Genomic DNA, 24,100 nt, shown 5'->3' on the forward strand with positions numbered 1-24,100 from the left:
GCTCCCCGCGATGACGGTGATGCTCACACTACTTTTGCGTCCCGCAATTGCGCGATCTCCTGCGCGGTAAAGCCGAACTCCGCCAGCACCTCGTCGGTCTGCTCGCCGAATTCCGGCGGCCGCGCCGCCATCTTGCTCGGGGTGCGCGACAGCGTTACCGGCTGGCTGACCAGGCGGAGATGGCGGTTCTCCGCATTGGGCACGTCCTGCGCGATGCCGAGATGCTTGACCTGGTCGTCATCGAACATCTGGTCGACCGAATAGATCGGCCCGCAAGGCACGCCGGCCGCGTTGAGTTCCTTTACCCAGGTGTCCGTGGATTTCGTCACCGTGAATTTGCCGATCGCCGCGTTGAGCGCGTCGCGATTCTTCGAGCGTGCCGGCGCCGTGGCGTAATCGGGGTTGCTGACGAACTCCGGCGCGCCGATCGCCTGCGCGCAGCGCTCCCAGATCCGTCCGCCCGTCGTCGCGATGTTGATGTAGCCGTCGGACGTCTTGAAAACGCCGGTGGGAATGCTGGTCGGATGGTTGTTGCCGGCCTGTTTCGGCACGTCCTTTTCCATCAGCCATCGCGCGGCCTGGAAATCCAGCATGAAAATCTGCGCCTGCAACAGCGAGGTCTGCACCCATTGGCCTTCCCCGGATACATCGCGCTCCAACAGCGCGGTGAGAATGCCGATGGCGCAGAACAGCCCGGCGCTGAGATCGGCCACCGGGATACCGACCCGCATCGGACCCTCGCCGGGCGCGCCGGTGATCGACATCAGCCCGCCCATGCCCTGGGCGATCTGATCGAAGCCCGGGCGCTTGTGATAAGGGCCGTCCTGGCCGAAACCGGAGATGCTGCCGTAGACGATGCCCGGATTGATCTTGCGCACGCTTTCATAGTCGATACCGAGCTTGCTCTTCACGTCGGGCCGGAAATTCTCGACCACCACGTCGGCCTGTTTCGCGAGGCGCTGGAACACCTCCAGGCCTTTCGGATCTTTCAGATTGAGCGTGATCGCTCGCTTGTTGCGGTGCAGATTCTGGAAATCCGAGCCGCGGCGCGGGCCGCCGGGCTGTTCGCCCCCGGCGTCCTCCATCAGGGCATCGATCTTGATGACATTGGCGCCCCAGTCCGCGAGCTGGCGCACGCAGGTCGGTCCGGAGCGGACGCGGGTCAGATCGAGCACGGTGAAGCGGGACAAGGCCTGTGAGGCGCGCGGAAAGGGCATTCGAGAAAACTCCGGGTAAACAAGGCGCGACACTATCGCGGCACAACCATTGCTGAAAGGTGGCCGCTTGTCATAGGTGAAATGCGCCGGGATACCCCGGTGCCGCGGTATGGATTTCCCCGGCACGTACGATTAATGTGCCGCGACGCGCAAGGTAGACGGACTGACGATGGGAACCGACCGCAGCATTAGCTCCGACTCGAAGCAGGTCCTGCCGAAGCGCCGGCCGGTGCCCGATCGTGTCAGACGCGTCTCCTGCATTGTGGCGGTCGCGGCTGCGCTCTTCGTCGCTGCGGGCAATTTTGCCGAAGCGGCAACATTCCGCCAGGGCGTGTCGGCATTCAATCGCCAGGAATATCTGTTGGCGTCGCAGATTTTCTTTCCGCTGGCGGAGCGGGGCGATTCCGCTGCGCAATCCTATCTCGGCTTCATGTTCGAAACCGGCCGCGGGGTTCCGCAAAACTACACCGAGGCTGCGATGTGGTACCGACGCTCCGCCGAGCAGGGCGACAGCCTCGCGCAATATTCACTCGGTTTGCTCTATGACAAGGGGCAGGGGGTGCCAAGGGATATTGTGGAGGCCAATAAATGGCTCAACCTGTCGGCCGCCGCCTCGCCGCGGGGCGCCCGTGAGGCCCGCGCGCGCATCCGCGACGCCGTGACCACCAAGATGACCCGTGGCGAAATTGCACGCGCCCGGCTGCGCGCGCTGGAGTGGGTGCCGACGCGGGAGCGGTGAACAACCGCCGCCTGGTGTCTGGACGCGGTGCCGCGCCCTTTAGATCCCGCGCACGAACGAATCGATCTCGGCCACACTCGCAAGCCGCGTCACCGCTTTGCCTTCCAGTTCGGCTTCGGCACACATCCTGCGGATGTCCGGCATCCAGCTCCGCTCGACTTCCCACATCGTCCGGAACAGTTCGGCGGTCGGCGGCATTTCCGCCGCACCCGCCGGCGGATGATCCAGCCGCCCCCGACTCCAGGCGATCTGCCGTTCCGCGGCTAGAGCGAAGTGCATCCACAGCGCCATATCGATCAATACGATCTCGGTCGAACGCGCCAGTCTTTCCGCAATCGAATCCTGACGGCCGAGACCATCGATCACCCATCGCTCGCGTGCGAGGATGTCGGCGTGCTGCCCCCTGTAGTCGGACTCGGAGGTCAACCGCCAGCCCGGTTGCCACAGCAGCCGGTCCACCTCGATCAGCGGAAGCGCGCGACGGCGCGCCAGATGCCGCGCAAGCGTGGACTTGCCTCCCGCCGCATTGCCGATGACGACGATCCTAGCCACGACGACCCCGGTTGCCAGGCAGTCTCCACCTGAGCGGCGTCAGCTGTTGTATTTGTCGTTGATGACCTTCCGAGCGCATTTATACACCGGCGACTGGTCCAAGGTCATGCAGTAATGACCGCCGATCGTAACACCGGGAACCTTATTCTTCATGCCGGACGGCAAGATGACAATGCGGTCGCCGCGGGTGTAGAAAATCCGGAAGTGGCAGACCCTCGGTGCGCGCGCATCGCACCCAAACGGCGCACTCGCCGTCGGGACCGGAGCCGTCGGCGTCGCAGCCGAGGCCGCGCCGCATAATGCCAGAACATTTGCAAGGATAAAAAACGCGCGCTTCATCGAGGTCCTCCAAACAATCGCATCAGCACAGAGCGCTGGATGCCTGCATCAATCCATCGACGATCAGTTTGCGCCAGGCCGGGCCGCTGCAGGCGTCCTTGTTCGGGATGAACCGGCTGCCGCCGAACCAGGGATCGTTCAGATTGCTGCTGGTCCAGTCGATCCCCACGCTCTTTCCGTCGGCGAGCTTGACATTGGTGAACCAGTCGAAGCGGCCTTCCACCCGGCTGTAGGGCACATCGACATGGAAGCCGATGAACATCGCGCTCGGCGCTTGCAGGCGATATTTGCAAAAATATTCGTCGACCGGCAGGGTCGCATCCGGGATTGGCGTCGAGGCCATGAATTGCGTTCTGTCGACCGGCAGCGTGGCGGCCAATGCCTGGCGGTTCTGACCCTTTGGCTTCAACCAGGGAAACACGATCATGCTTCCGGCGTCGTAGCTGCCGTATCTTCCGCGAACGAAGGTCATGCTCACGACCCCGGCCAGTCCGATATCGTTGGTATTTTTTCGAAACAGCTGAAAGTTTTTTCGCGACGCGCAGTCGACGTTCAGCCGTACCGGAAGGAACGGCGCCATCCCGCCGGGCGCGCATGCCGGCGTTTGCGCAAGGACGCTTCCGGGATGCCGCAACATCGACACTGCGCCTACCGACATGCCCAGAAATGCGCGTCTGTCGAACCCGCTCATGCAATGCCCTCATGCTGAAAATGCGCAGTCTTGATATGCGCAAGGCGGAAAATGCGTAGCCGGACAGTAGCCAAGATGACATCGCTGTCAAAGAATAATGCGATGACGATTTGCAAGAAACGGCCTGTTTAGCTTGCTAAGTCGCGTGTCCACCACGTGAGGTCGTGATGCGGATTCCGGCCCATACAGGCATCGGTAATTCATGTTCTCGCTGACAATGCGGTCGATTCACGTCGAGGACGGCACGATCGCGAAGCGCGCGAGATGACATGCGAGCATCGGCTCACAACCTGACATTACCGACGGCAGAAATTTTGGCTGATGACCCGTTCGGAAACGGAACACGAGGGATATCTCTATCCAAGCAGCGTCTCGAACAGCCAGCCGATCCAGATTGCCGGCGCGAGGAACAGCCCGAACGGCAGGAAGGCCGTTGTCCGGAGCGGGCGCTTCTTCAGGTAGCCGCTCACGATGTAAGCGCCAAGCGCCGACAGCGTGGCGAGTTCGATCACTGCAAAGATGGCGACCCAGCCGAGCCAGGCGCCGGCGACGATGGCAAGCTTGATGTCGCCGAGGCCGAGCCCGTCGCGTCCGCGCCAGCGCCGGTAGCCGAGCATCAGCGCCAGCAGGGATATGGCGATCGCCGCGCCGCGCACCGCCGCCCACAGCACGGCGTAGCAATCCGGGTCCGGACCCGCGGTGCCGGCGCGCAGCAGCGCCAGCGCCGCCGCCGCCGCCGTCAGTTCGTTTGGAATGATGTAGCGGCGACAGTCGGTAACCGCGATCGCAGCCATCAGCAGGCCGAGAAAGGCGCCGAATACGCCGTCCGGGCCGGGCGACGCCGTCAGGCTCGCGCCCACCGCGGCGAGCAGCATAAGGCTGAGCAAGCATTGCAGGCTGGGATGAATGCGTGACGCGTCGATCACGCGATCAGCGCGGGACCTTGGGGGCGGGCAGCACGACGACCGGGTTACTGGTGCCGACAAACTGGCTGTTCATCTTGGATCGCATTTCCTCGGCGATGACATGCGCATCGACGGCGTCCTTGACCACCGTCGGCCGGATGAACAGGATCAGTTCGGTCCGCGCCCGCGCCGTGTTCTGATGCGAGAAGGCGTCGCCGACGCCGGGAATCGAATCCAGCAGTGGAATGCCCTGGCGCTGCCTGTTCTCGGTCTCGCTGATCAGGCCGGCCAGCAGCACGGTCTGGCCGCTGGTGACGGCAATCGAACTCTTCACCCGCCGTTGCGATATGGTCGGCGTCAGCGATTGTCCGCTCCCTGCAGCGACGTTGCTGATTTCCTGCTCGATATCGAGGACGACGTTGCCGTTGGAATTCGCACGCGGCAGCACGCGAAGAATGATGCCGGTGTTTTTATAGTCGATGGTGTTCACCACGGTGTTGTTCGCGGTCAGCACCGTTGCCGTGCCGGTCGAGAACGGCACCTGGTCGCCGACCTGCAAGGTCGCCGTTTGATTGTCCAGCACCACCAGCGAAGGATTGGACAGCACCTTGACGCTGGTGACGCCGTGCAACGCATCCAGGATGACGCGCGGCGAATTCTCGGATCCGATCAGGAAGTTGAAACCGGGAAGCACGCGTCCCAAAAGCGCGCCGGCGGCGGCGTTGACGGCATTGCTGGCAGGCTCGACTGCCGTGGTACTGGTGGCGACGCCGCTGATCGTATTGGAAATCGAGCCTTTCTGACTCGCGAGGAAAAACTGCACGCCGTAGTTCAACTGGTCGTTCAGCGTGACCTCGGCGATGGTCGCCTCGATCGCAATCTGGCGCTGCGGCCGATCGATCTGGCGAATGGTCTGCTCGACGATGCGCTGCGATTCCTGGTCGGCATAGACCAGCACGGCGTTGTTGGTAACGTCGGCGGTGATGCGGACGTTCTGCAGGATGCCGCCGGCCTGCCGGGCGCCGCCCGACAGGCCGGCTGGTGGCGATTGCGTATCCTGTGCGGCCGCAGGGGCCGCCACAGGCGCCAGGCGGGGGTTCAGGGGGTTTCCGCCGGCCGCCGAGGGATATGCCCCGGAAGCGCCGGTATTGGGGGGCAGCCCGCTAAGCGCGGCAACCGCGCCGGTGCCCGATGACGACAGGGAGATGCCCCCGCCGGGCGAAATCTGACTGGAAGCGCTGTCGAGGCTGCCACCGGCACCACGTCCGGTCAGCATGTCGTTGAGCATGGTGACGATCTGTTTCGAATTGCCGTAACGCAGCGGATAGGCCTTGAGGTTGACGCCGTCGGTGTCCGATTTGTCCAGCCGCGCGATCCAGACCCCGGCGCGCTTGAGATATTCCGGCTTCTGGCTGACCACCATGATGGAATTGAGCCGGCCGATGGGCTGGAACTTGATGACGCTTTGGCTGAGGCCGCCTTCGCCGGAATCCATGATCTTTTCGATTTCGGCGATCACCGGCTCCGGCGAGGAGTTTCGCACCGGAAATATTCCGACCGACTGTCCGCGCATCCAGTCGGCATCGAACGAGAGGATGGTATCGATCGCGGAGCTGCGATCCGAGCCGCTGCCGGCGATGATCAACGTGTTGCGCCCGGTATCCGGGCGAAGGGTGGTAGCCTTGACGCCGAATGCATCCAGCAGCTTGAAAACCGTCTGCGCCGAGACGTAGCGCAGCGGCACCACGCTGATGCCCTGTCCCGCTTCGGCCGATCCGGTTCTGTCAAGGCGGCCAGGTCCGGCTTCGTTGGTCGGCAGCAGCCGATACCCGTTGCCGCGGTCGCGAAGCAGCGCCACGCCGGACATGCGCAATGCATTTTCCAGCACGTAGAGCGCATCGGCCTTCGCGACCGGACGTACCGACGCCAGCGTCACGGTTCCCTGTACCCGCGGATCGATGGTGTAGCCGACACCCAATACGTCGCCGAGGATGACCTTCGCCACCGTGGAGACCGGCGCGTTTTCGAAGTTGAGATCATAGCCGCTGCCGGAACCGACGCCGTCGCGTTCGGTCAGGGCCGTGCCCGGCGGCGACGTACCGTCGCTCAAATAGATTGCGGCCTGCTTGTCGCCGCTGCCGCGCTTGAGCGCAGTGGCGTCCGTATCCGTGGCCTGACGCGGTAGCAAATCGATTGAGCGAATCCGGTCGGCGATATCCTGCGACCGAGGGTCTTTGGGGTTGCTCTCGACCGATTGATCGGCCGTCACGATGCAGGCGGTGAGGACGATCGAAGACAAAAATAAAACGAGCGTTCCAGTCAACCCTGAACGCAGGCGCCAAAGCGGGTGGACCACTTTCAACAAAATACGCCTACCAACGCTAACGGTTGAATTGCAACACCACGCCGGTCGAGGTGTCCAGAACCTGGAAAATTGACAGCACAATTATGTTTTTGCTAGGTAATAAGTCAAGTGGTTAAGGCTCGGCTGATACCGAAAGCTGTTGCTTTTCAGTAACAAGGTTAGCGTTGTGAATTCGATGCGAGACCTTTCCGCGGAGACCTTTCGGCAGCATCTCCTTGAAAAATACTCCTTGCCGCCGAAAGCCCGGGCGCGCGTCGAAAACCGCGCCAATTCCACGCTGGCCCGGCCGCTCCGCGAATTGTGGGAAGCCACCGATCTGTCGGCCGCCGAATTTGCCGACGAGGTTTCGAACTATTGGGGCGTCACGAGATTGAGCCTGCCCCAGTTGCTCAACAGCACCCCGTGCCTCGATGGCTTCTCGCGCCGCTTTCTGCGCGAATCGACGATCTTCCCGGTTCGCAGCGCCGATGGCGGCTATCGGCTCGCGGTGGCCGATCCGTCGGACACCGCCGCGATCCGGGCCGCGGAAATCGTGTTCGGCTCCGCCGTAGAGGTCGCCGTCGCTTCGTTCGAAGACATCACGACCGTGCTTGACCAGCGCGTCGACGCCGACGAAGCGAGCACGGAGGACGGCGCAAAAGGATCGACGCAGCAGTCCGACGACGACATCGAAAGCCTGCGCGACCTCGCCAGCGGCGCGCCGGTGGTGCGTGCACTCAATGACCTGCTGGAGCGTGCCGTCGAGCTTCGCGCCAGCGACATCCACATCGAGCCGTTCCGCACCGGGCTCGTGGTGCGCATGCGCGTCGATGGCTTGCTGCGCGCGATGAACGCGCCCTCAGGCATTCCCCCGCAAGCGCTGATCTCGCGCGTAAAAATTCTCGCGGGCCTCAACATCGCCGAACGGCGGCTGCCCCAGGATGGCGCCGCGCGGGTCCGCGTCAGCCGCGCCGAACTCGACGTCCGCGTCGCCACCATGCCGACGCAGCATTCAGAAAGCGCTGTGATCCGCCTGCTGCCGCGCGACCGCGGGCTGCTCGAAATGAGCAGGCTCGGTCTGGCGCCGAAGGACGAGTCGGTCATGACCCGTCTTCTCGCGTTGCCCCATGGCATGATCGTGGTGACGGGACCGACCGGCAGCGGCAAGACCACGACGCTGGCGACCATGCTGTCGATCCTCAATGAACCGACGCGCAAGATTCTCACGATCGAAGACCCGGTCGAATACGAGATTCCCGGCATTAACCAGTCCCAGGTCAAGCCGTCGATCGGGCTCACCTTTGCCACCGCGATGCGTTCCTTCGTCCGGCAGGATCCGGACGTGATCATGGTCGGTGAAATCCGCGACGCCGAAACCGCGCATATCGCGATCCACGCCGCATTGACCGGCCATCTGGTGCTGACCACGCTGCATACCGATACTGCCGCAGCCGCGGTGCCGCGGCTGATCGATCTCGGCATCGAGGGCTTTTTGCTGAAGTCGACCTTGCGCGCCGTGGTGGCGCAGCGGCTGGTTCGCATGCTGTGCGACCGCTGCAAGGTGCCGCACAGATTGACCCAGGCGGATATCGACAACGACCCACGTTTCGCCGTGATCGGCTTCAACGCCGGCGAGACGATCTACCAGGCCGGCGGCTGCGAACGTTGCGGCGGCACCGGCTATCGCGGCCGCAACGGCGTATTCGAAATTCTCGAGATGTCCGACGAGGTCAGAAGACTGATCGGGCCGCAGACCGATTCTCACGCCCTCGACACCGCGGCGATGCGCGGCGGCATGACCACGATGCTGGCGGACGCAGTCTTGAAATGCCGCGCGGGACTGACCACCGTGCCGGAGGTTTTCCGCGTCACGACGATCAGGTAGGCGGAGGCCGCGGCATGCGTTTTGAGTCGTCACGGCCCACAAACTCATCCGTCATTCCCGCGAAGGCGGGAACCCATACACGCCGGGCGCCATTATGGGCATGCGGGCAAACATTTTCCGTCACAATCGGCATCGGTGGTTATGGGTCCCCGCCTTCGCCGCGGCGACTCTCCTCATATGGCCGGCGCGAGCCCCGCCCTCCGCGTCATGCTGAGAGGTTTTCGCGTGTTTTGGGGCGACGGTAATGCCGAACTATCGTTATCGCGCCATGAACAGTAACGGCGAACTGGTTTCGGGCGCGATCGCGGCGCCCGCGCCGGGCGATGTCGCTGCGCGAATCGAGCGGCTTGGTCTGGTGCTGGTCGACAGCGTGACGCTGGAGGAGGGCCGCTCGACCGGAAGCTTCTTCAGCCTGTTGAACAAACCCAAGGCCGAAGACGTCACCATTTTCACCCGCGATCTCGCCTTGCTGCTGCGCGCCGGTGCGCGGATCAACGACGGTCTTGAACTGCTCGCCGCCGACCGCGATTTCGGCCGGCTGCGCGCGGTGGTCGCCGATATCAAGTCGCACGTTGTGGCCGGCGAAAGCTTTGCGGAGGCGCTGGCACGGCACGAGACGCTGTTTCCCGCAATGTATGTGGCGCTGATCCGCGTTGGCGAAGCGTCCGGGTCGTTGGACCAGGTGCTCGAAGTGCTGGCCGACGAGAGGGGCCGCACCGAGGCGCTGAAGCGCCGGCTCGGCGATGCCATCCGCTATCCGATCTTCGTTCTGGGTGCTGCGGGCTGCGTGCTGCTTTTCTTTCTCACATTCGTGCTGCCGCAATTCGCCAGCGTGCTGACCGATTTCGGCGCCAAGGTCGATCCCATTATTCTCAGCTTTCTGAATTTCTCGACCTTTCTGCGCAATAACTCGGATGCGGTGCTGGCGCTGGTCGCGGTTGTCATCGCCGGAAGCTGGCTGCTGCTGCGCCAGCAGGGCATTCGGCGCGGCATCGCCAACGCGTTGACGCGGTTACCGGCGATCCGGCAGGTGATGACGTTTTACCGCACTTCGCTGTTCTGCCGGAATCTCGGGGTTTTGCTCGGAAGCGGGGTCAATCTGACCACCACCTTGCGGATTCTGGTCGATATGATGTCGACCGCCGGTCCGTCCGCGGTCTGGATCGATGCCGCCGAGCGGGTCCGCCATGGCACAAAACTGTCGGATGCGCTATCCGATACATCGGCGCTTCCGTCGATGGCGGTACGGATGCTGCGGCTCGGCGATGAAACCGGACAACTGCCGATGCTGGCAGGCCGTGTCGCCGAATTCTATGAGGCCAAGCTGCAACGCACGCTGGATCGCGTGGTCGGGATCGCCGGGCCGGCGGCGATCATCGTGATCAGCATCGTGGTCGGCGGACTGATCGTATCGGTGATGACGGCGCTGATGTCCGTCAGCCAGATTATCGGCTAGCGTGTATTCCGCAAGGACCGGAACGGGTTTGCGGCAAGACGACGCGTAAAACGAAAAGGTTTCGAGGAGATACGTCACGTGGTTCGAAGTGGTTTGAGTTTGGCAAGGCGCCGGCGGCCGAGAAACTCGCAGGCCGGCTTTACGCTGGTCGAAATCCTCGTGGTGATCACGATCATCGGATTGATCATGGCGCTGGTGGGGCCGCGCGTGCTCGGCTATCTCGGCGAGTCGAAGGCCAAGGCCGCCAAAATCCAAATCGAAAGCTTTTCCAGCGCGCTCGATCTCTATTACCTCGACCTTGGACGGTATCCTACTTCGGCAGAAGGGCTGGCCGCGTTGACGCGCTCAACCAATGCGCCGGGCTGGAATGGGCCCTACCTCCGCGGCGGCGTGGTTCCCAACGACCCGTGGGGCCACGGCTACGTCTATCGATCTCCCGGCGAGCGCTCACCCTACGACATCATCTCGCTTGGCTCCGACGGGCAAGAAGGCGGCAGTGGAACGGCAACCGACATTGCGAGCGGTACGCGCTAATATCTCCAGCCGTCGTCCCCGCGAAAGCCGGGGCCCATACGCCGTGCGCTCTCGTTCGGGTATGGCCGCGGACACCTTGCGTTACCATCGGCATCGGTGGTTATGGGTACGAGCCTGCGCGCTCGGGCATGCACCTATCTGCGGCGTCATCGCCGGGCGTGACCCGGCAATCCATCCGCTTCGAAAAATCCTCCGAAGATCGATCGATACGCGGGTCAAGCCCGCATATGCCGAGATAGGTGCATGCCCGGGCGCCTGCGCGGTGACGACCGGTGGAGGCGGCGAGCGCGGTTTCGCGCTGATCGAAATGCTGTGCGTGCTCGCCATTATCGGCTTGCTTGCGGCCATTATCCTGCCTGCGATCCCCCGCGCCACCTCGCGCGCGAAGCTGGAAAGCTATGCAATGCAAACCGCGGCGTTGCTGAAGGCGGATCGCACCGCCGCGCTGCGGCGGCAGGTTCAGGTGACAACGCTGGTTGACGCCGAGACGCGGTCGATCCGCTCGGGCGTCACCGGCCGGACCATCCGCTTTCCCGCCGATGTCTCGCTCGACGCGTATCTCGCGTTGCGGTGCGCCGACCGGAATGCCGGCCGCTCAATCGATTTCTTTCCCTCCGGGATGTCGTGCGGCGGCACCATAGCGTTGGCGCGCCCGGGCATGGGATATGAAGTTCGGGTCAACTGGCTGACCGGAGGCGTCGAGATTGTCCCGAAAAAGCTGCTCTGACGGCGCCGCAGGATTTACCCTGATCGAGGCCCTTGTCGCCCTGGCGATTGTCGCCACGGTGCTGGGATCGATTGGAACGGTGATCGCGACCACCGTGAAAGGCACGCGCGGAATCGACCAGCGCCTGGCCTTGGGTGGAACCGCCGGGACGCTGCTGGCGGCGTTGCCGGCGCGGACGCTGCTGAAGCCGGGGCGGCAGTCCGGCGAACTGGCCCGTCATCGCTGGCGCATCGATGTCTCGTCGATGAATGTCGCGGTGCCGAGTAACGCGCCGCCAACCCAGCGCTTCGTTCCGCTCGCCATCACCATGCGGTTGCAGGCGCCTGGCGGCGCGGCGATGCAGGTCACCACGGTGCGTCTGGTGCCGAAGGCCAGCGAATGAGCGCGCGCGGCCGATACGATATTGCCGGCGAGGCGGGCTTCACGCTGATCGAAGTGTTGATGGCGACGCTGCTGATGACCATGATCCTCGGCGCGCTCGCGACTGTGACGGCGCAATGGTTGCCGAACTGGAACAGGGGCATGGCGCGGGTCCAGCGCGCCGAGCGGCTGGCGATCGGCCTCGAGCGCATCGCCACCGACCTCTCGGTTGCTGAAATGATGCCGGTCAACAGCGAAACCCGGACACCGCTGTTCGAAGGTGCGGAGTTGTCGGTCACTTTCGTGCGGACCGCCGTCGGTCCGAACACGCGCCCCGGCCTGGAAATCATCAGGCTGATCGAGAAAGCCGACAATCAGGGTCTCGCGCTGGTGCGCGAGCGTGCGCCGTTCACGCCGATGCCTGCCGAGGCACACGTGATGTTCGCCGATCAGGTGGTGCTGATCCGGTCGCCTTTTCGCGTGTCGTTTTCCTATGCCGGACCAGATCAGGTCTGGCAGAAAGAGTGGCGCGGGCAAAGGCAGCTTCCGGATATGATCCGCATTGCCGTCCGCGATGCCGCGACCGGGCAGGTACTGGCGGCTTCCAGCGCGGCGATCGTTCACGTCAATGCGCCCGCCGAATGCGCGCGCTCGAAAAGTCCGGTGCAATGCCTGACCGAGCCGCTGAAGCCGGATAGCGACAAAAAGAAAGAGGAGTAGCGGCAAATGATGCTCCGCTCCGGATACGGCCTTCACCGAAGCCGCGGCTTCATCGTCGTTGCGGTGCTCTGGATTCTTGCGGCGCTGTCGGCGCTGGTCCTGATCTATCTTACCTATGTCACCAATACCGCCGTGGTCGTGGCTGCAAGTACCGATCGTGTTCAGGTCGATGCGCTGGTGAGCGCAGGCGTCGAGCTTACCGCGTATCAACTGACCGCGGTCAACGATGACGTCCGCCCGAGCAGCGGAACCTTCAGCGCCAGGATGGGCGCGGCGCAGGTCTCCGTGGCGTTTCGATCTGAAGCCGCGCGCGTCGATCTCAATGCGGCGCCCAAGGGATTGCTGGCCGGACTCATTATCGGGCTCGGCGCTGCGCCGTCCAATGCGGCCGATTACGCCGATCGCATCCTGGCCTGGCGAGCGCCGGTGACGGCGAGCGAGAACGATCCCGAAACCTCGTCCTATCGCACGGCCGGATTGTCTTATGCGCCGCGCCATGCGCCGTTTCCGCATGCCGACGAGTTGTGGCTGGTACGCGGGATCCCGCCGCCGCTGGTCGAGCGGATGCTGCCGTTCGTGACTGCATTCAGCAATATGGCCTCCATCAACATTAAGGACGCCGCGCCGCAGGTGGTGGCCGCGCTGCCCGGCATGACGCCGGAGCGTCTGCAGGCGGTATTGTCGCAACGTGACGATCCGCGGTTCGATCCGCACGCGCTGGTGGGATTGGTCGGCGGGGCAGCCGCCACGCTCGAGGCGTCCAAAGCTTACCGGTTGACGGTCGTCATCGATTTCGACCGCGGGAGGCGCAGCGCCGCCGAGGTCGTGATCCTGCTTCTCGAAGACGGCGACGAGCCTTATCGTGTATTGTCGTGGCGCAACGCTTCCGATGGTGCTACGGCGCCGCAATGGGCCGCTATAAGATGAAGCTTCTACAGACTATGACTGCGTTCTTCCGCGCCTGGACCGACAGCGTCGCCGCGGCCGTGATCGCCGCTTTCGACCGCGTGTCGTCGCCGCGGGTGATCAGGCTGGTCGAACAGGACAACGGCGATTTCGCGGTTGAATCGGCCGGGAAATCCGAAAACGTGCCGTCGCGCATTGCGTTTGCCGGCGGCAGCCTCGCCGCGCCCAACCTTGCGTCGGCATTCAGGGGAAGCCGCGTCGAGATCGTGCTGCAGCCGAGACGCTTTCTGTTCCGCCCGCTCGAGCTGCCGGCGCGCGCCGCCGATTTCCTCGACGGCATCGTGCGTGCGCAGATCGATCGACTGACGCCGTGGAACGCAAGCGAGGCGGTTTTCGGTTGCAGCAGCCCGGTCGAGAGCGGGCCGGAGAGCATCACCACGGTGATCGCAGCCACCACGCGCAAGGTGGCGATGGCCTACGTTCAGGCGGTATCGATATTTCATCCCGCCGCGGTTGCGGTCTGCACCGACGTTGCGGAACGCAATGCGGGGCGGGTCAAGGTGTTCGAGCAAAAAGCCCGCGGCCAGCTCGATGCTGTCCGGCTGAGCCGCGCGCTGCTGGCCGGTCTTGGTGCAACCGCGGTTTGCGCGCTGCTTGCAGTGGCCGCCGCGGTCTATGTCGCGGACAGTCTCGGCGCGCAGGAAGATGAACTGGCGCGGCAGATCTCGCAACGGCGCGCCGCCATCCGCGCCAGCAGCGACGGCGGCGATCGCTCGCCGATCGCAGCGCTCGAGCGCCGCAAATACGAGACGCCGGCGAGCGTCATCGTACTCGATGCGCTGACCCAGGTTCTTCCGGATCATACCTATATCACCGAGCTGCACCTGGCCGGCACCAAACTACAGATCGTCGGCATCACCCGTGATGCGCCCTCGCTGATTCCGCTGATTGAACAGTCCCAACATTTTACCCGCGCCACGTTCTATGCCCCGACGACGCGTTCGTCCTCCGATCCCGGCGAGCGTTTCCATATCGAGGCGCGGATCGAACCGAAGAACACGGCGAGTCCATGAACGCGGCCATCACCCGTACGCTGACTCGCTCGCCCTTGATCGCGGTGGTGCTTTATGCCGTTGCGATCGGCACCTTGCTTGCGATAGCCGGCCTCGCGATCTCCAGCATTCTCGACCACCAGCGCGCGCTGGCGCAAACATCCGACCTGCTGGATCAGTTGCAGGGCCGAAGGGCGCGGGGCTCCGGAACATCGTCGCTGGCGACCGAGCATCCGGGCACGCCGTTCCTGGAAGGCCCGACGGTGACGGTGGCCGGCGCCACCCTGCTGCAGCGGGTCGCAGCCGCGATCGGCAATGTCGGCGGCACGATCCAGTCGTCGCAGGTTGATCTGCTCGGTACGCAGGCCAAGGACGGCTTCGTAGGTCTCCTGGTCAGTTGCGAGATGGAGCAGCCGGCCCTGCAAAAGCTGCTCTACGATCTTGAGGTCGGCATGCCGTTTCTGTTCGTCGATCAGCTCGATGTCCAGGTGCCGCAAATCACCGCTGCAAGCGAAGGGGTCGCCGGAAAAATCCGAGTAGTTCTGGGCGTTTCCGGCCAATGGCAGGGCGGCAAGTAATTATGGCAGAATTGCCTTGGGTTTGCCGCAAGCTGATCGCAAGCCGTGCGGCAGGGCCGCGCCTTGACGTAGTCGCTTCGAAGCATCGCGGTTGTTGATGACCGCAGCAGTTGCGGGTACGGTCTGAGCATCCGCATACCGGGCTCGCCGCCGGCAGGAAAAGATGATGAAGTGGTCCGAAATCGTCGGTTTGGTGCTGTTTTCCGGGGTAATTCTGGCAGTCGGCGAGGTGCGGACCGGCTGTGCTGCGACTTCCACGACGCTGGACATCCTGCCGAATGATATTGCCGGAGCTCCGGAGCGGTTGGAGGTCGGCACCCTGAAGCCGTTGGAGATCCAGAAGCGCGATAGCGGCAAAGTATATCCGAGCGGCAACCCGCTATGGTCCGTGCCGCTCTCGGTTCTTACTGCGACGCAGGAGCGGCCGGTCTTTTCGATGTCCCGCCGACCGCCGCCGCGGGCGGTGGTTGGACCCGTGATAGAGCCGGTCGCGGCGCCCGTGATGCAGAAGCTGGCCGAACCCGACCATCCGACGCTGATGCTGATCGGCGCCGTTGTCGGCGAAAGCGACGCCATCGCCGTCTTTCTCGACCGCACCAATCAGGGCGTCGTTCGGCTGCGGACCGGAGAAACCCATTCAGGCTGGGAATTAAGTTCGGTCCTGCCACGCGAAGTGACCCTGAAGAAGGCAGACCAAGTCGAAGTGCTTGCGCTTCAGCGTCCCGACGGTCTGCCAGGTCCCGCCGGCGGTTCCGGTTTGCCGATGCAGCCGGTGGAAGCGGTTCAGCCCGCGCAGAACGGCGGCTATGCTCCATTTATTCCACGTTCGGTTCCGAAAAACGGGGAATCGGACGGTCTCTAAGGCGAGAACCAGTTCTCACGCGCGTCCCAGCGCCCTTTGTCAAATCGCGTGCGGCTGCTTCGTGAGCGTCCCCGGTCTTGCCTCTCGCAAAAATGGATGGCATTTCCTCGCCTTCATCATATCCCCGGTCACGAAAGACGCAGCCAGATGCCACGGCGCGTCCCGCTGAACGGCCTCGTCCGGCAGAACCGGCTCCTTCATGAGGAGCTTGCCGCTTCACACATCTTTACGGGCGGCTCGCCGACGTCGAGACGATCGCCGCCGTCCGCGAACCGCTCGGGATTCCGGTGATCGAGGACTGCGCGCAGGCCCACGGCGCGAGGCGCAATGGCAAGTCGGCAGGCAACCTCGGTGCGCTCGGCGACGGCGGAATGGTGACGACCGGCGATGCCCGGATGGCTGAAAGCCTGCGCGCATAGCGTCAATATGGCTGGAGCAAAAAATATCAGGTGAGCCGGGCAGGCGGAAGAAACAGCCGGCTGGACGAATTGCAGTCAGCACTGTTGCTGGCGAAGCATCCCCACCCCGACCGCTGGAACGAAGCTCGGCGTGCGAGCGCCATCAGGCCATCCAAGGATCAACTGCCCGCAAGATTTCGGCGTCGATAATGTAGCTCATCTTTTCATTCTTCGTTGCGAAGACCGCGACGGATTTCAGCGGCACCTGGAGACGCGGGGCGTCAGCACGGACATTCACTATCGATACCCGATCATCAGCAGCCGGGCTATTCGGCATACAGTTCGAGTGAGTTGCCGGAAACCGACCGTCTGGCGAAAGAAATTATCACCATTCCGTGCTTTCCGAAATGGAGGAAGAGGAAATCATCCAGGTGATCGACGCCGTGAATCGCTGGTAGCAAATGTGCTAACTGGCCAACGTAAATGCCGAACGCGCAAGGTGGATATGGCAGAGGAAAAGCCGGCGAAGGTGGATACCACGCCCACCGGCGTGCGGGGAGTCGATCTCTATCGATTCCCTTCGTGAAAGATCCCCGCGGCGATCGCTATATCTCGGGTCCTGCCGGCTATCGAAGCCGCGCTTATAGCCACATATTTCGGAGCACGGTCTTTACGGGCGAGCCATGCGAAAGAAGATTCGGTCGTGGCGAAAGCCTGCGAGCACATTAACGATTGCGGATTGCGCTCAGACGCATATGGCATGCTATGAAAGCCAACAGGCTACCGTTTTGGCCTACGCCGGGGTCTAGGACAGTGACGCCGGTGCCAGGGTTGCCGCTGCAAGTCGAAATGGTCTATACGGGGTTTCTCAGGACAGATTTCGACGGCATTTCGCGGTTATTGGCCGTTAAAACGCGGAACTCGTCTTTGAATCGGGAATATTCCGGACATGCCCTTTGACAACCCAAAGGTCGTCATTCTGCTCGCGACACTTAATGGGGCTGAATATCTCGCCGAGCAGCTTCAGTCCTTTTCCGAGCAGTCTCATTCCAACTGGGAGCTGCTTGTGTCGGATGATGGTTCTACCGATCAGACCGCCGAAGTTGTTCAGGCCTTCGCAAAGCAGGTTCCGCAGCGGGTAACGTTCCTGGAGGGACCGCGGAAGGGTTTTTGGCGAAACTTCTTGTCGTTGGTACGAAACGAAGACGTTGACGGCGAATTTTTTGCCTACAGCGACCAGGATGATATCTGGTTTCCGGCCAAGCTGAAGAAAGCCCTCGCCTGGCTTGCAAAAATTCCCGATGATGTCCCGGCGTTATATTTCACGCGAACGGCGCTGGTCGGGAAAAATGGTAAGCTCCTGGGTTTTTCGCCGCTGTTTGCACGGACGCCAAGCTTTCAGAATGCATTGGTACAAAATATCGGCGGCGGAAACACGATGGTGTTCAACCGCGCCGCCAGATCAATTCTTGCCGCGGCGCCAGCGGATATCGAACTGATTGCACACGACTGGTGGACCTATCAGATGGTGACGGGGGTCGGTGGCGTCACACGCTACGATTCCTGGCCCAGCGTAAAGTACAGGCAGCATGAATACAATCTGGTCGGTTCCAACGTCGGCATGCGCCAGCGCTCGCTTCGACTGAGGGCATTTGCCCAAGGGCGCGTTGTGATCTGGAACGATACCAACATCGAAGCCTTGAACAAAATGCGCCACCTCCTTACCCCGTCGAGCATAGCTACCCTCGATCAATTTGCCCAGGCACGAAAGACTCCACTGCCGAAGAGACTTTATTTGTTATGGAAAGCAGGGACCTATCGGCAGAGCGTTCTGGACAATATCGGGATCGTCGTCGGCTCTTTGCTTGGCCGGATCTGAGCGGGGATGTTTGCTCTCACCGGATGCGTGACGCGCTGCGCAGCGTACAGGGAGGCCCGTTGCATCCGGCACACATTGGCCCTTCGTTCCTTCATTCCTTAAATTGCTAGACCTCAGGAATGCTCGCTGCTAGTTCCATGATTCGGCTGTTGGCCTTGATGAACAAACTAGATTCTCAATGAAACGGTCCGCGGCAACCCAAAAACACCGGCCTGAACGAAGAGCTATTCTGGTTCTCGGAATGCACCGCAGCGGAACGTCTGCACTGTCGGGCGTGGCCTGCGCTCTCGGTGCTTCGGCTCCCGCTAACTTGTTGCCCGCCAATTTTGCAAATCCCAATGGGTATTTTGAATCGTTGCCGCTGGTTCAGGCTCATACTGAACTCCTTGCATCGGCAGATTCGTCCTGGGATGATTGGAGGCAGCTCGATCCAGGATGGTACCGATCGCCGGATGCTCAACGCGTTCACGGTCGAATACGAGACATCCTCGAAAGCGAATACGACGAGAAGCCGCTTTTCGTTGTGAAGGATCCGCGTCTGTGCAGGTTCCTGCCGTTTTTCCTGTCTGTTCTCAAGGAAATGGGCGTGACGCCGGTCGCCTTGTTCTCGCTCAGGGACCCGCTTGAAGTAGCCCTTTCGCTTCGTCGCAGAGATGGTTTTCCGATTTCAAAATCGATTGCGTTGTGGTTGCGGCACGTGCTGGAAGCCGAGCTTCACTCCCGCAACATGCCGCGATATATTATCTCCTACGAAAATTTGCTGAAGGACTGGCGCCTTGAGGTAAGCCGAGCTGGCGCGGCGACCAGCGTCGCCTGGCCGGTCGATCCAGAAACGTCGGCGACCTCGATCGACAAGTTCCTGACCACGGAATTGTATCACGAGAGAAATGAATCAGCGGGATTGGAAAAGCACCCGGACCTCTTATTTCTGGCGGCGGAAACCCATCAATTGCTGCGAGCAGCATCTTCACCGCAAGCAGGCCGTCCCGTCTTTCGCCGAATCGATGCAGTGCGGGCGAGGTTCGATCAAGCGTCCGGATTTTTCGGCGCGATCTTGCGTACCGAGCAAGGCCAGGTAAACCAGCTTCGCAGGGAGCTCCTCCAAAAATCCTCCGAGCTTGAACAGCAACAAGCGTTGGCTATTGACCGGAATAATCAACAACGAGCGGTAGCAGAGGAGCAGACGAAGCAGTATCGAGCACTGATGGAGGAACATACGAAGCGTTATCAAGCGCTGATTGAGGAAGATACGAAGCGGTATCAAGTGCTGATGGAGGAACAGACAAGGCGGCATCAGGCGCTGATGGAGGTACAGACGATAAGGCATCAATCGTTGATGCAGGATCAGACGAAGCGCCATCAAGCGGCGCTCGACGAATACAACGGGCGCGAACAAGCATTGATGGAAGACCAGACGAAGCGCCAGCAAGCACTCATAGAGACGCACCGACGGGAGTTGGACCGCCAAATCCGCCACAACGAGAATGAGCGCGGCAGCTACATCGCGCAAGTCGATGCATTGAGCCGTGAGCTGGAGAAATTGCATGCTACGTCCATCGAGAACGAGTCCCGCCTGAACCTTGTGATTTCAGAGCTGAATGCCGAGCTCGACCGCAAGACGGCCGAGCATGCGAATCTTCGGGCCGACTTCGAATTTTCGAACGGCGCGCTGGACAAAGCGCGGGCTAGCCTGGCCGCCAACCATGATCTTAGCGAGCGCCTGGCCGGCGAACTCCAACAGATCGGCGCCCGTTGCAAGGAGCTCGAAGCCGACCTGTTAGGCAAAAAGGCGGACATTGATGATATGAACTGTACGATTGCCAGTCATCGAAAACACATCGGGAATTTGCAGACGCTGCTGGTTGATCGCAATGAGCAGAATCAGGCGATGATGCTCCAAATTGAGGCTCTGTACGCCAGTCGGTCCTGGCGCATGACCGGTCCCCTTCGATCGGCGCGGCGCTTTTTCTCCTCGGTTACAAACCTAACGCGGTCTGCCGAGTAATATCGGCTCAATCACAATATGATGTGCTTTCGGCTCCGTGAGCCCTCCGAGCCCAATCGATCCTGACCGCCGGGGTTCACACCGGGTGCTTGCATCCGCTCGCTGCCTCAGGCGTTTTGATTGCAATGAGAAAATCACGTAATTTCGTGTCCTCGATGACCTCGCCTTGCGCCACGCTGGCCGAAAGGCCGGGATCGTCGCCATGGACTATCTGCTCGTACCACGCGCTCAATCCGCCGGATTGTTCGATCTCGTAAAGCTTGCGCCAAACGTGGCCGATGTCGGCAGTGAGCTGTTTGTTTCGCTGAAAGGCCGCGCCCCCAAGACGGATTTTGTCCCTGAACTGCTCGAACGATCGGATCGGAAAGTGAAAGATGGTTATGCGTTCATCGGCCTTTGTTGGGGCCAGTGTAGCGGATGCCACGCTATGATTTCCCGCACCAACGATAACATCCATCGCCGCTCTATGCGCTACCTTGCCCGGAAGCATTTCACCAAGAGCGTTTCGGCTGCTCACTTCCCGCCAAATCATGTCTCGCCAGAACGGGCCGTTGCCGGCGCGCATTGGCAAGAAGTTCACGCGTCTTGCTTCTATGACGCCGATGTCCGCCGGCACCGACGACAGGGTCTGTTTGAGATCGCCGCTTGAAGGCCACCAAAACTCGTCGACGTCGGAATTTATGACCCAATCTGCGGCGAGCTCGAAGCCGGCCAGCAGGGCCATCCGCGTAACCCAGACAGATTGATTGTAGTCGTCTGCCGGTTCATCGAGAAGGGTGGCGACGCCCCGATCGACATATTGAAGGACAATGTTTCTGGTATCATCGGTCGACAGATTGTCGGTCACGACAACATGATCGACTCCCATCGCAAGATGGTAATCGATGTTCGCAGCGACAATGTCCTGATTGTTTCGTACCAGCAAAGTGAGAATCAGGCGCATGCAAACTTCCTGGATCCGCGGCTCGATCATCTCAGCCCCGCGGGCCGCCATATATTTCTGTGGCTGGAGATCGAATAATAAATCCATTTTCGCGTTCCGGCCAGTTTACGGATCGGCAGCGGTCCGTGGAACGCGGTATTGCAATTGAGCAGAAGAATGCCTTTGTTGTGCTGATGCGGAAAAACTTTTTCAAGTTTTGGCGAGTGGCACACGCGATCGTCGCGGAATTCCAGGTCTGAAAACAAGCCGAACTCACCACCCTCCATCCCTTCGTCGTCGGCGTCCGCAACGAACAGGATGCCCCCCACCACGCGACGCGGGTGGTCGGTATGTGCAAAATGCCAACCGGTTGATGTGGTTGCCTGGAAGTCGAAGCGGAAGAACAGCGCGTTTGGATCGTGGGATTCGTCCATGACAGGCTTTTTCAATTGCACCCGCGATTCCGTGTAGGGTTCGAGATAGACGGCATCCGGTTCGATCAGGGCAGTGCGTGCCCGGATGTCATCGGCAAAAAGCCGAATCACGCGCTTCATGAATTCTTCGGTCAGGACCGTGCTGGCGAGGTCAGCCCAGCCTGGAGAACGCATGATCTCCGGCCAGCCGGGATCGCACGAAAACAAATCGTGCCCGGTACGGCCGCCCGGCACCTCGGGCAAATCAGGGAATTGAAGCCGGCTATAGATCTCGGGTGCCAGCAACTCGCTGATGACCGCGTGGGGCGTTGGCTGCGAATGATACTGCAGGTCCATGTTGGTCCGTCTTCTGCGCTGACTTGTCCCGTCGAGCAGGCAGCTTGTTATCGCTCATCCGCCTTACCATGCAAGAGCGCCTCTGGGAGGTTCCCGGGATCGCCGGCCGTGCCGGTGCCGGCAGGCGGCAACTGGCATCCATGGCGACGGGCGGACGGCGGCGATTACAGCAACCGGGATTGCAAATGTTCGGCAGCGCGCAAGGTGGAGAATCCGGACAACGAATGGTCTGCGATGGCGGTCACCTTGTGATAGTTGGTGCGGTGGTAATCGACGGGTTTACCCATAACCGTCGCCGCGATCATCACATGCGCACGATCGGTCGCGACGGTGGCGTGTCGAGAGATCGTCCATAACCAGTGATCGAGGCCAAAGCACGTCAAGGAGATATCGTTATTGCCGGCCGGGACAGCGGCGCGCGCGGATTCAGCATCCGTTCGAAAAGCGACGAGATGACCGGCGCCGGCGCGCAGGTAGGGCCGGAAATCGAAAAAAAAGGCGGAGTCATGGCCAATGTCTGCATTGCATACGTGACGAATTTGCTCATAGGATTCGCGCTCGCGCGCGAAGACGAGGGCTTTCGTCCGTCGCAGCGCGTCGAATACCACCGGTTCTGCGAGGTCGAACGTCGACGGCAGAATGATGACCTTCTTGAAGCGCTGCTCGATCCAGGGCAGTGCTTGAGGCAGCTGATGATGAAACGGAATACACCAGCCGCCGGATCCGGTAATCAGGGCGGTATGGCCACGCGCATCCTGCATATCCCAGGTGCCGATCTCCCGGTAGCGAACATTGGCCAATAGCTGCCGAGTCCCGGCGTGGATCAGGTCGTCCCCGATATTACCTCGGTGCCTGAAGAACGTAATATCGGGCGCGTCGGCAATCATCCGGAGGATTTTTTCTCGCTGCAGTTCAAGGTCCGCCGGTGCAGGCGGCGACGCCGGCCGAAACAGACGAAGCAGGGAGGTGCCGAAGCGCCGTCGCGGACTCATGCCTGCATTTCCAATTTGCTCTCGGCTACCACGGCGCTTGGCGGGCTACTTGTCGACATGTCGGCATCGCTGATATGGTCGAGATGATCGGTCGATCATGACCCATTCTGCTAAATTCTGCTTCTCACGGTGCTTTATCCCGTCATTTTCAGCGAACTTACCGAGCGAGTCTACCCCTTTGGCACCGCCGACCCCGAAGCGCGAAGGTAAACGGCTTGCATGAATTGGTCTTTCGGATGTGGTGATCCATCCCGACGCTCCGTCGATCGTTTGCTGCTAACATCAGATCAGGACGGGCATTGGTGATGCCTGGCGAGTGCCTCGCAACGGCCGGATCACGAAGGAAGCATAAGTCGCCGGAATTTGCAGGCGTGCGTCGCATGTCATGGATGACGATCTGGACGCTGCTGCTCGCTGCGTTTCTCGTGCTCAGAATCGATGTCGGCACGCAGGAAAACTCGATGGATGAACGAATTGTTCTGGCTGTTTCCAGGGGCATGTCGGAATCATCGCGGCTGGATCCAAACTGGATTTATGCATCCCCGCATTATTATCGGTACCCACAATACAATTTCTACTCCTTCAACCTGCTCTCGCACTTCTGGATCATGCTGGCCTCGCCCTTGCGCGTCGAGCCGGTCGTTGTCCTCCGGATCATGAACGTCCTCTATCAAGTCGGGGCACTTGGTCTGGTCATCCTCACCTTGCGGAAAATCGGAATCCCACAAACCGGCTTGGTCGCTGCGGCGGCCCTTCTGACGTTTACGCCCGGGATGGTTCATGATGCTCACATCGCCCGCTGTGAAAGTTTTCTTTACCTGCTGTTCGCAGGCGCAATGTATACCGCCGTTGCCGAGCGCTTCCTGATCGGAGGATTGATCCTTGGTGTCGGCGCGGCGGCCAAAGTGACCTTCCTGGCATCCGGATTGCTGTTCATCCCAGCTCTTTTCGCCATCAAGAATTCCTATTCGGCTCTCCTAAGGCGAGCGGCGACAATCGGTGCTGCCACAGTCGTGGGATTTGCCGCCTCCGCTCCTTATGCAGTGATCAATTTCCCCGTTTTAGTTGCCGGACTGGCCCGCATTCGCGGCATCTATTTGGCCGACGGTCCCGGGCCGCACAGGCTTCTTGATCCTACGCCCGTCAAGAATGCATTTCACGCGGTTGCATTCTTTACCGTCATTTCCGGCAGCCTTGTTCTATCGGGATTCATTGCGCCGCTGTTCAACCGCGCGGCCGTATTTCTGGGCGTGTGGATGTCGAGTGT

Annotated in this window: 23 protein-coding genes and 1 pseudogene; 15 read left to right on the plus strand and 9 right to left on the minus strand. The window is 61.4% G+C overall.

The window, feature by feature from the left end; genetic code table 11:
• Positions 1-23 precede the first annotated feature (23 nt).
• Positions 24-1,217: a CaiB/BaiF CoA transferase family protein gene (locus ACFE72_RS17165; protein ID WP_375414321.1), complete on the minus strand. Its 1,194-nt coding sequence runs from the start codon at positions 1,215-1,217 to the stop codon at positions 24-26.
• 169 nt (positions 1,218-1,386) lie between these two features.
• Here ACFE72_RS17165 and ACFE72_RS17170 point away from each other — a divergent pair, with 169 nt between their 5' ends.
• The gene (locus tag ACFE72_RS17170; protein WP_375414322.1) at positions 1,387-1,956 is read left to right on the plus strand and encodes a tetratricopeptide repeat protein; all 570 of its coding nucleotides are present in this window, start codon (positions 1,387-1,389) and stop codon (positions 1,954-1,956) included.
• Between the two features lie 39 nt (positions 1,957-1,995).
• On the opposite strand, the gene ACFE72_RS17175 is transcribed toward ACFE72_RS17170, so the two are convergent.
• The 5 genes from ACFE72_RS17175 to gspD all read right to left on the minus strand — a co-directional run bounded on the left by ACFE72_RS17175 (position 1,996) and on the right by gspD (position 6,799).
• Positions 1,996-2,508 carry an adenylate kinase gene (locus tag ACFE72_RS17175; protein ID WP_375414323.1) on the minus strand — a complete coding sequence of 171 codons (513 nt, stop codon included), beginning with the start codon at positions 2,506-2,508 and terminating at the stop codon, positions 1,996-1,998.
• 39 nt (positions 2,509-2,547) lie between these two features.
• The gene (locus tag ACFE72_RS17180; RefSeq protein ID WP_375414324.1) at positions 2,548-2,847 is read right to left on the minus strand and encodes a hypothetical protein; all 300 of its coding nucleotides are present in this window, start codon (positions 2,845-2,847) and stop codon (positions 2,548-2,550) included.
• Between the two features lie 22 nt (positions 2,848-2,869).
• Positions 2,870-3,538 (minus strand): hypothetical protein, encoded by a 669-nt coding sequence (locus tag ACFE72_RS17185; RefSeq protein ID WP_375414325.1) that lies wholly within the window; start codon positions 3,536-3,538, stop codon positions 2,870-2,872.
• Between the two features lie 356 nt (positions 3,539-3,894).
• Positions 3,895-4,464 carry a prepilin peptidase gene (locus tag ACFE72_RS17190; protein WP_375414326.1) on the minus strand — a complete coding sequence of 190 codons (570 nt, stop codon included), beginning with the start codon at positions 4,462-4,464 and terminating at the stop codon, positions 3,895-3,897.
• A 4-nt stretch (positions 4,465-4,468) separates the two neighbouring features.
• On the minus strand, positions 4,469-6,799 hold the full coding sequence (gspD, locus tag ACFE72_RS17195) for a type II secretion system secretin GspD (RefSeq protein ID WP_375414343.1): 2,331 nt from the start codon (positions 6,797-6,799) through the stop codon (positions 4,469-4,471).
• A 184-nt stretch (positions 6,800-6,983) separates the two neighbouring features.
• Here gspD and ACFE72_RS17200 point away from each other — a divergent pair, with 184 nt between their 5' ends.
• From ACFE72_RS17200 to ACFE72_RS17260, 13 genes and pseudogenes are all read left to right on the plus strand, one after another.
• The gene (locus ACFE72_RS17200; RefSeq protein WP_375414327.1) at positions 6,984-8,672 is read left to right on the plus strand and encodes a GspE/PulE family protein; all 1,689 of its coding nucleotides are present in this window, start codon (positions 6,984-6,986) and stop codon (positions 8,670-8,672) included.
• 244 nt (positions 8,673-8,916) lie between these two features.
• Entirely contained in the window at positions 8,917-10,128 is a 1,212-nt protein-coding gene (locus ACFE72_RS17205) for a type II secretion system F family protein (protein ID WP_375414328.1), read from the plus strand.
• Between the two features lie 78 nt (positions 10,129-10,206).
• Positions 10,207-10,662, plus strand: coding sequence for a type II secretion system major pseudopilin GspG (gspG, locus tag ACFE72_RS17210; RefSeq protein WP_375414329.1), 456 nt, complete (start codon positions 10,207-10,209; stop codon positions 10,660-10,662).
• Between the two features lie 262 nt (positions 10,663-10,924).
• Positions 10,925-11,389: a Tfp pilus assembly protein FimT/FimU gene (locus ACFE72_RS17215; protein ID WP_375414330.1), complete on the plus strand. Its 465-nt coding sequence runs from the start codon at positions 10,925-10,927 to the stop codon at positions 11,387-11,389.
• Positions 11,367-11,771: a prepilin-type N-terminal cleavage/methylation domain-containing protein gene (locus ACFE72_RS17220; RefSeq protein ID WP_375414331.1), complete on the plus strand. Its 405-nt coding sequence runs from the start codon at positions 11,367-11,369 to the stop codon at positions 11,769-11,771. The genes ACFE72_RS17215 and ACFE72_RS17220 overlap by 23 nt, the downstream gene beginning before the upstream one ends.
• Positions 11,768-12,469 (plus strand): type II secretion system protein J, encoded by a 702-nt coding sequence (locus ACFE72_RS17225; protein ID WP_375414332.1) that lies wholly within the window; start codon positions 11,768-11,770, stop codon positions 12,467-12,469. The genes ACFE72_RS17220 and ACFE72_RS17225 overlap by 4 nt, the downstream gene beginning before the upstream one ends.
• A gap of 6 nt (positions 12,470-12,475) precedes the next feature.
• Positions 12,476-13,396, plus strand: a complete 921-nt coding sequence (locus ACFE72_RS17230) for a general secretion pathway protein GspK (RefSeq protein ID WP_375414333.1) — start codon at positions 12,476-12,478, stop codon at positions 13,394-13,396.
• Between the two features lie 14 nt (positions 13,397-13,410).
• Complete coding sequence (locus ACFE72_RS17235) at positions 13,411-14,448, plus strand: PilN domain-containing protein (RefSeq protein ID WP_375414334.1); 1,038 nt, start codon at positions 13,411-13,413, stop codon at positions 14,446-14,448.
• Positions 14,445-15,005: a type II secretion system protein GspM gene (gene gspM, locus ACFE72_RS17240; protein ID WP_375414335.1), complete on the plus strand. Its 561-nt coding sequence runs from the start codon at positions 14,445-14,447 to the stop codon at positions 15,003-15,005. The genes ACFE72_RS17235 and gspM overlap by 4 nt, the downstream gene beginning before the upstream one ends.
• Before the next feature lie 166 nt (positions 15,006-15,171).
• A complete protein-coding gene (locus ACFE72_RS17245) occupies positions 15,172-15,867 on the plus strand; it encodes a hypothetical protein (protein WP_375414336.1) in 696 nt (231 codons plus the stop codon).
• 230 nt (positions 15,868-16,097) lie between these two features.
• A pseudogene (locus ACFE72_RS17250) lies at positions 16,098-16,286 on the plus strand (DegT/DnrJ/EryC1/StrS family aminotransferase); the annotation flags it as partial.
• 928 nt (positions 16,287-17,214) lie between these two features.
• Positions 17,215-18,144, plus strand: coding sequence for a glycosyltransferase family 2 protein (locus tag ACFE72_RS17255; RefSeq protein WP_375414337.1), 930 nt, complete (start codon positions 17,215-17,217; stop codon positions 18,142-18,144).
• Between the two features lie 178 nt (positions 18,145-18,322).
• On the plus strand, positions 18,323-20,149 hold the full coding sequence (locus tag ACFE72_RS17260; RefSeq protein ID WP_375414338.1) for a hypothetical protein: 1,827 nt from the start codon (positions 18,323-18,325) through the stop codon (positions 20,147-20,149).
• Between the two features lie 76 nt (positions 20,150-20,225).
• Here the strand turns inward: ACFE72_RS17260 and ACFE72_RS17265 are convergent, their stop codons facing one another.
• The 3 genes from ACFE72_RS17265 to ACFE72_RS17275 form a co-directional block, all read right to left on the minus strand.
• Positions 20,226-21,179, minus strand: coding sequence for a glycosyltransferase family 2 protein (locus ACFE72_RS17265; protein WP_375414339.1), 954 nt, complete (start codon positions 21,177-21,179; stop codon positions 20,226-20,228).
• On the minus strand, positions 21,119-21,841 hold the full coding sequence (locus ACFE72_RS17270; RefSeq protein WP_375414340.1) for a hypothetical protein: 723 nt from the start codon (positions 21,839-21,841) through the stop codon (positions 21,119-21,121). Before ACFE72_RS17270 ends, ACFE72_RS17265 begins: the two co-directional genes overlap by 61 nt.
• Positions 21,842-22,005: 164 nt before the next feature.
• Positions 22,006-22,833, minus strand: coding sequence for a polysaccharide pyruvyl transferase family protein (locus ACFE72_RS17275; RefSeq protein ID WP_375414341.1), 828 nt, complete (start codon positions 22,831-22,833; stop codon positions 22,006-22,008).
• 389 nt (positions 22,834-23,222) lie between these two features.
• Here ACFE72_RS17275 and ACFE72_RS17280 point away from each other — a divergent pair.
• Positions 23,223-24,100 (plus strand): glycosyltransferase 87 family protein (locus ACFE72_RS17280; RefSeq protein ID WP_375414342.1); only part of this gene is annotated, 878 nt, incomplete at its 3' end.

The organism is uncultured Bradyrhizobium sp., assembly GCF_964252615.1.
Lineage (GTDB): Bacteria > Pseudomonadota > Alphaproteobacteria > Rhizobiales > Xanthobacteraceae > Bradyrhizobium.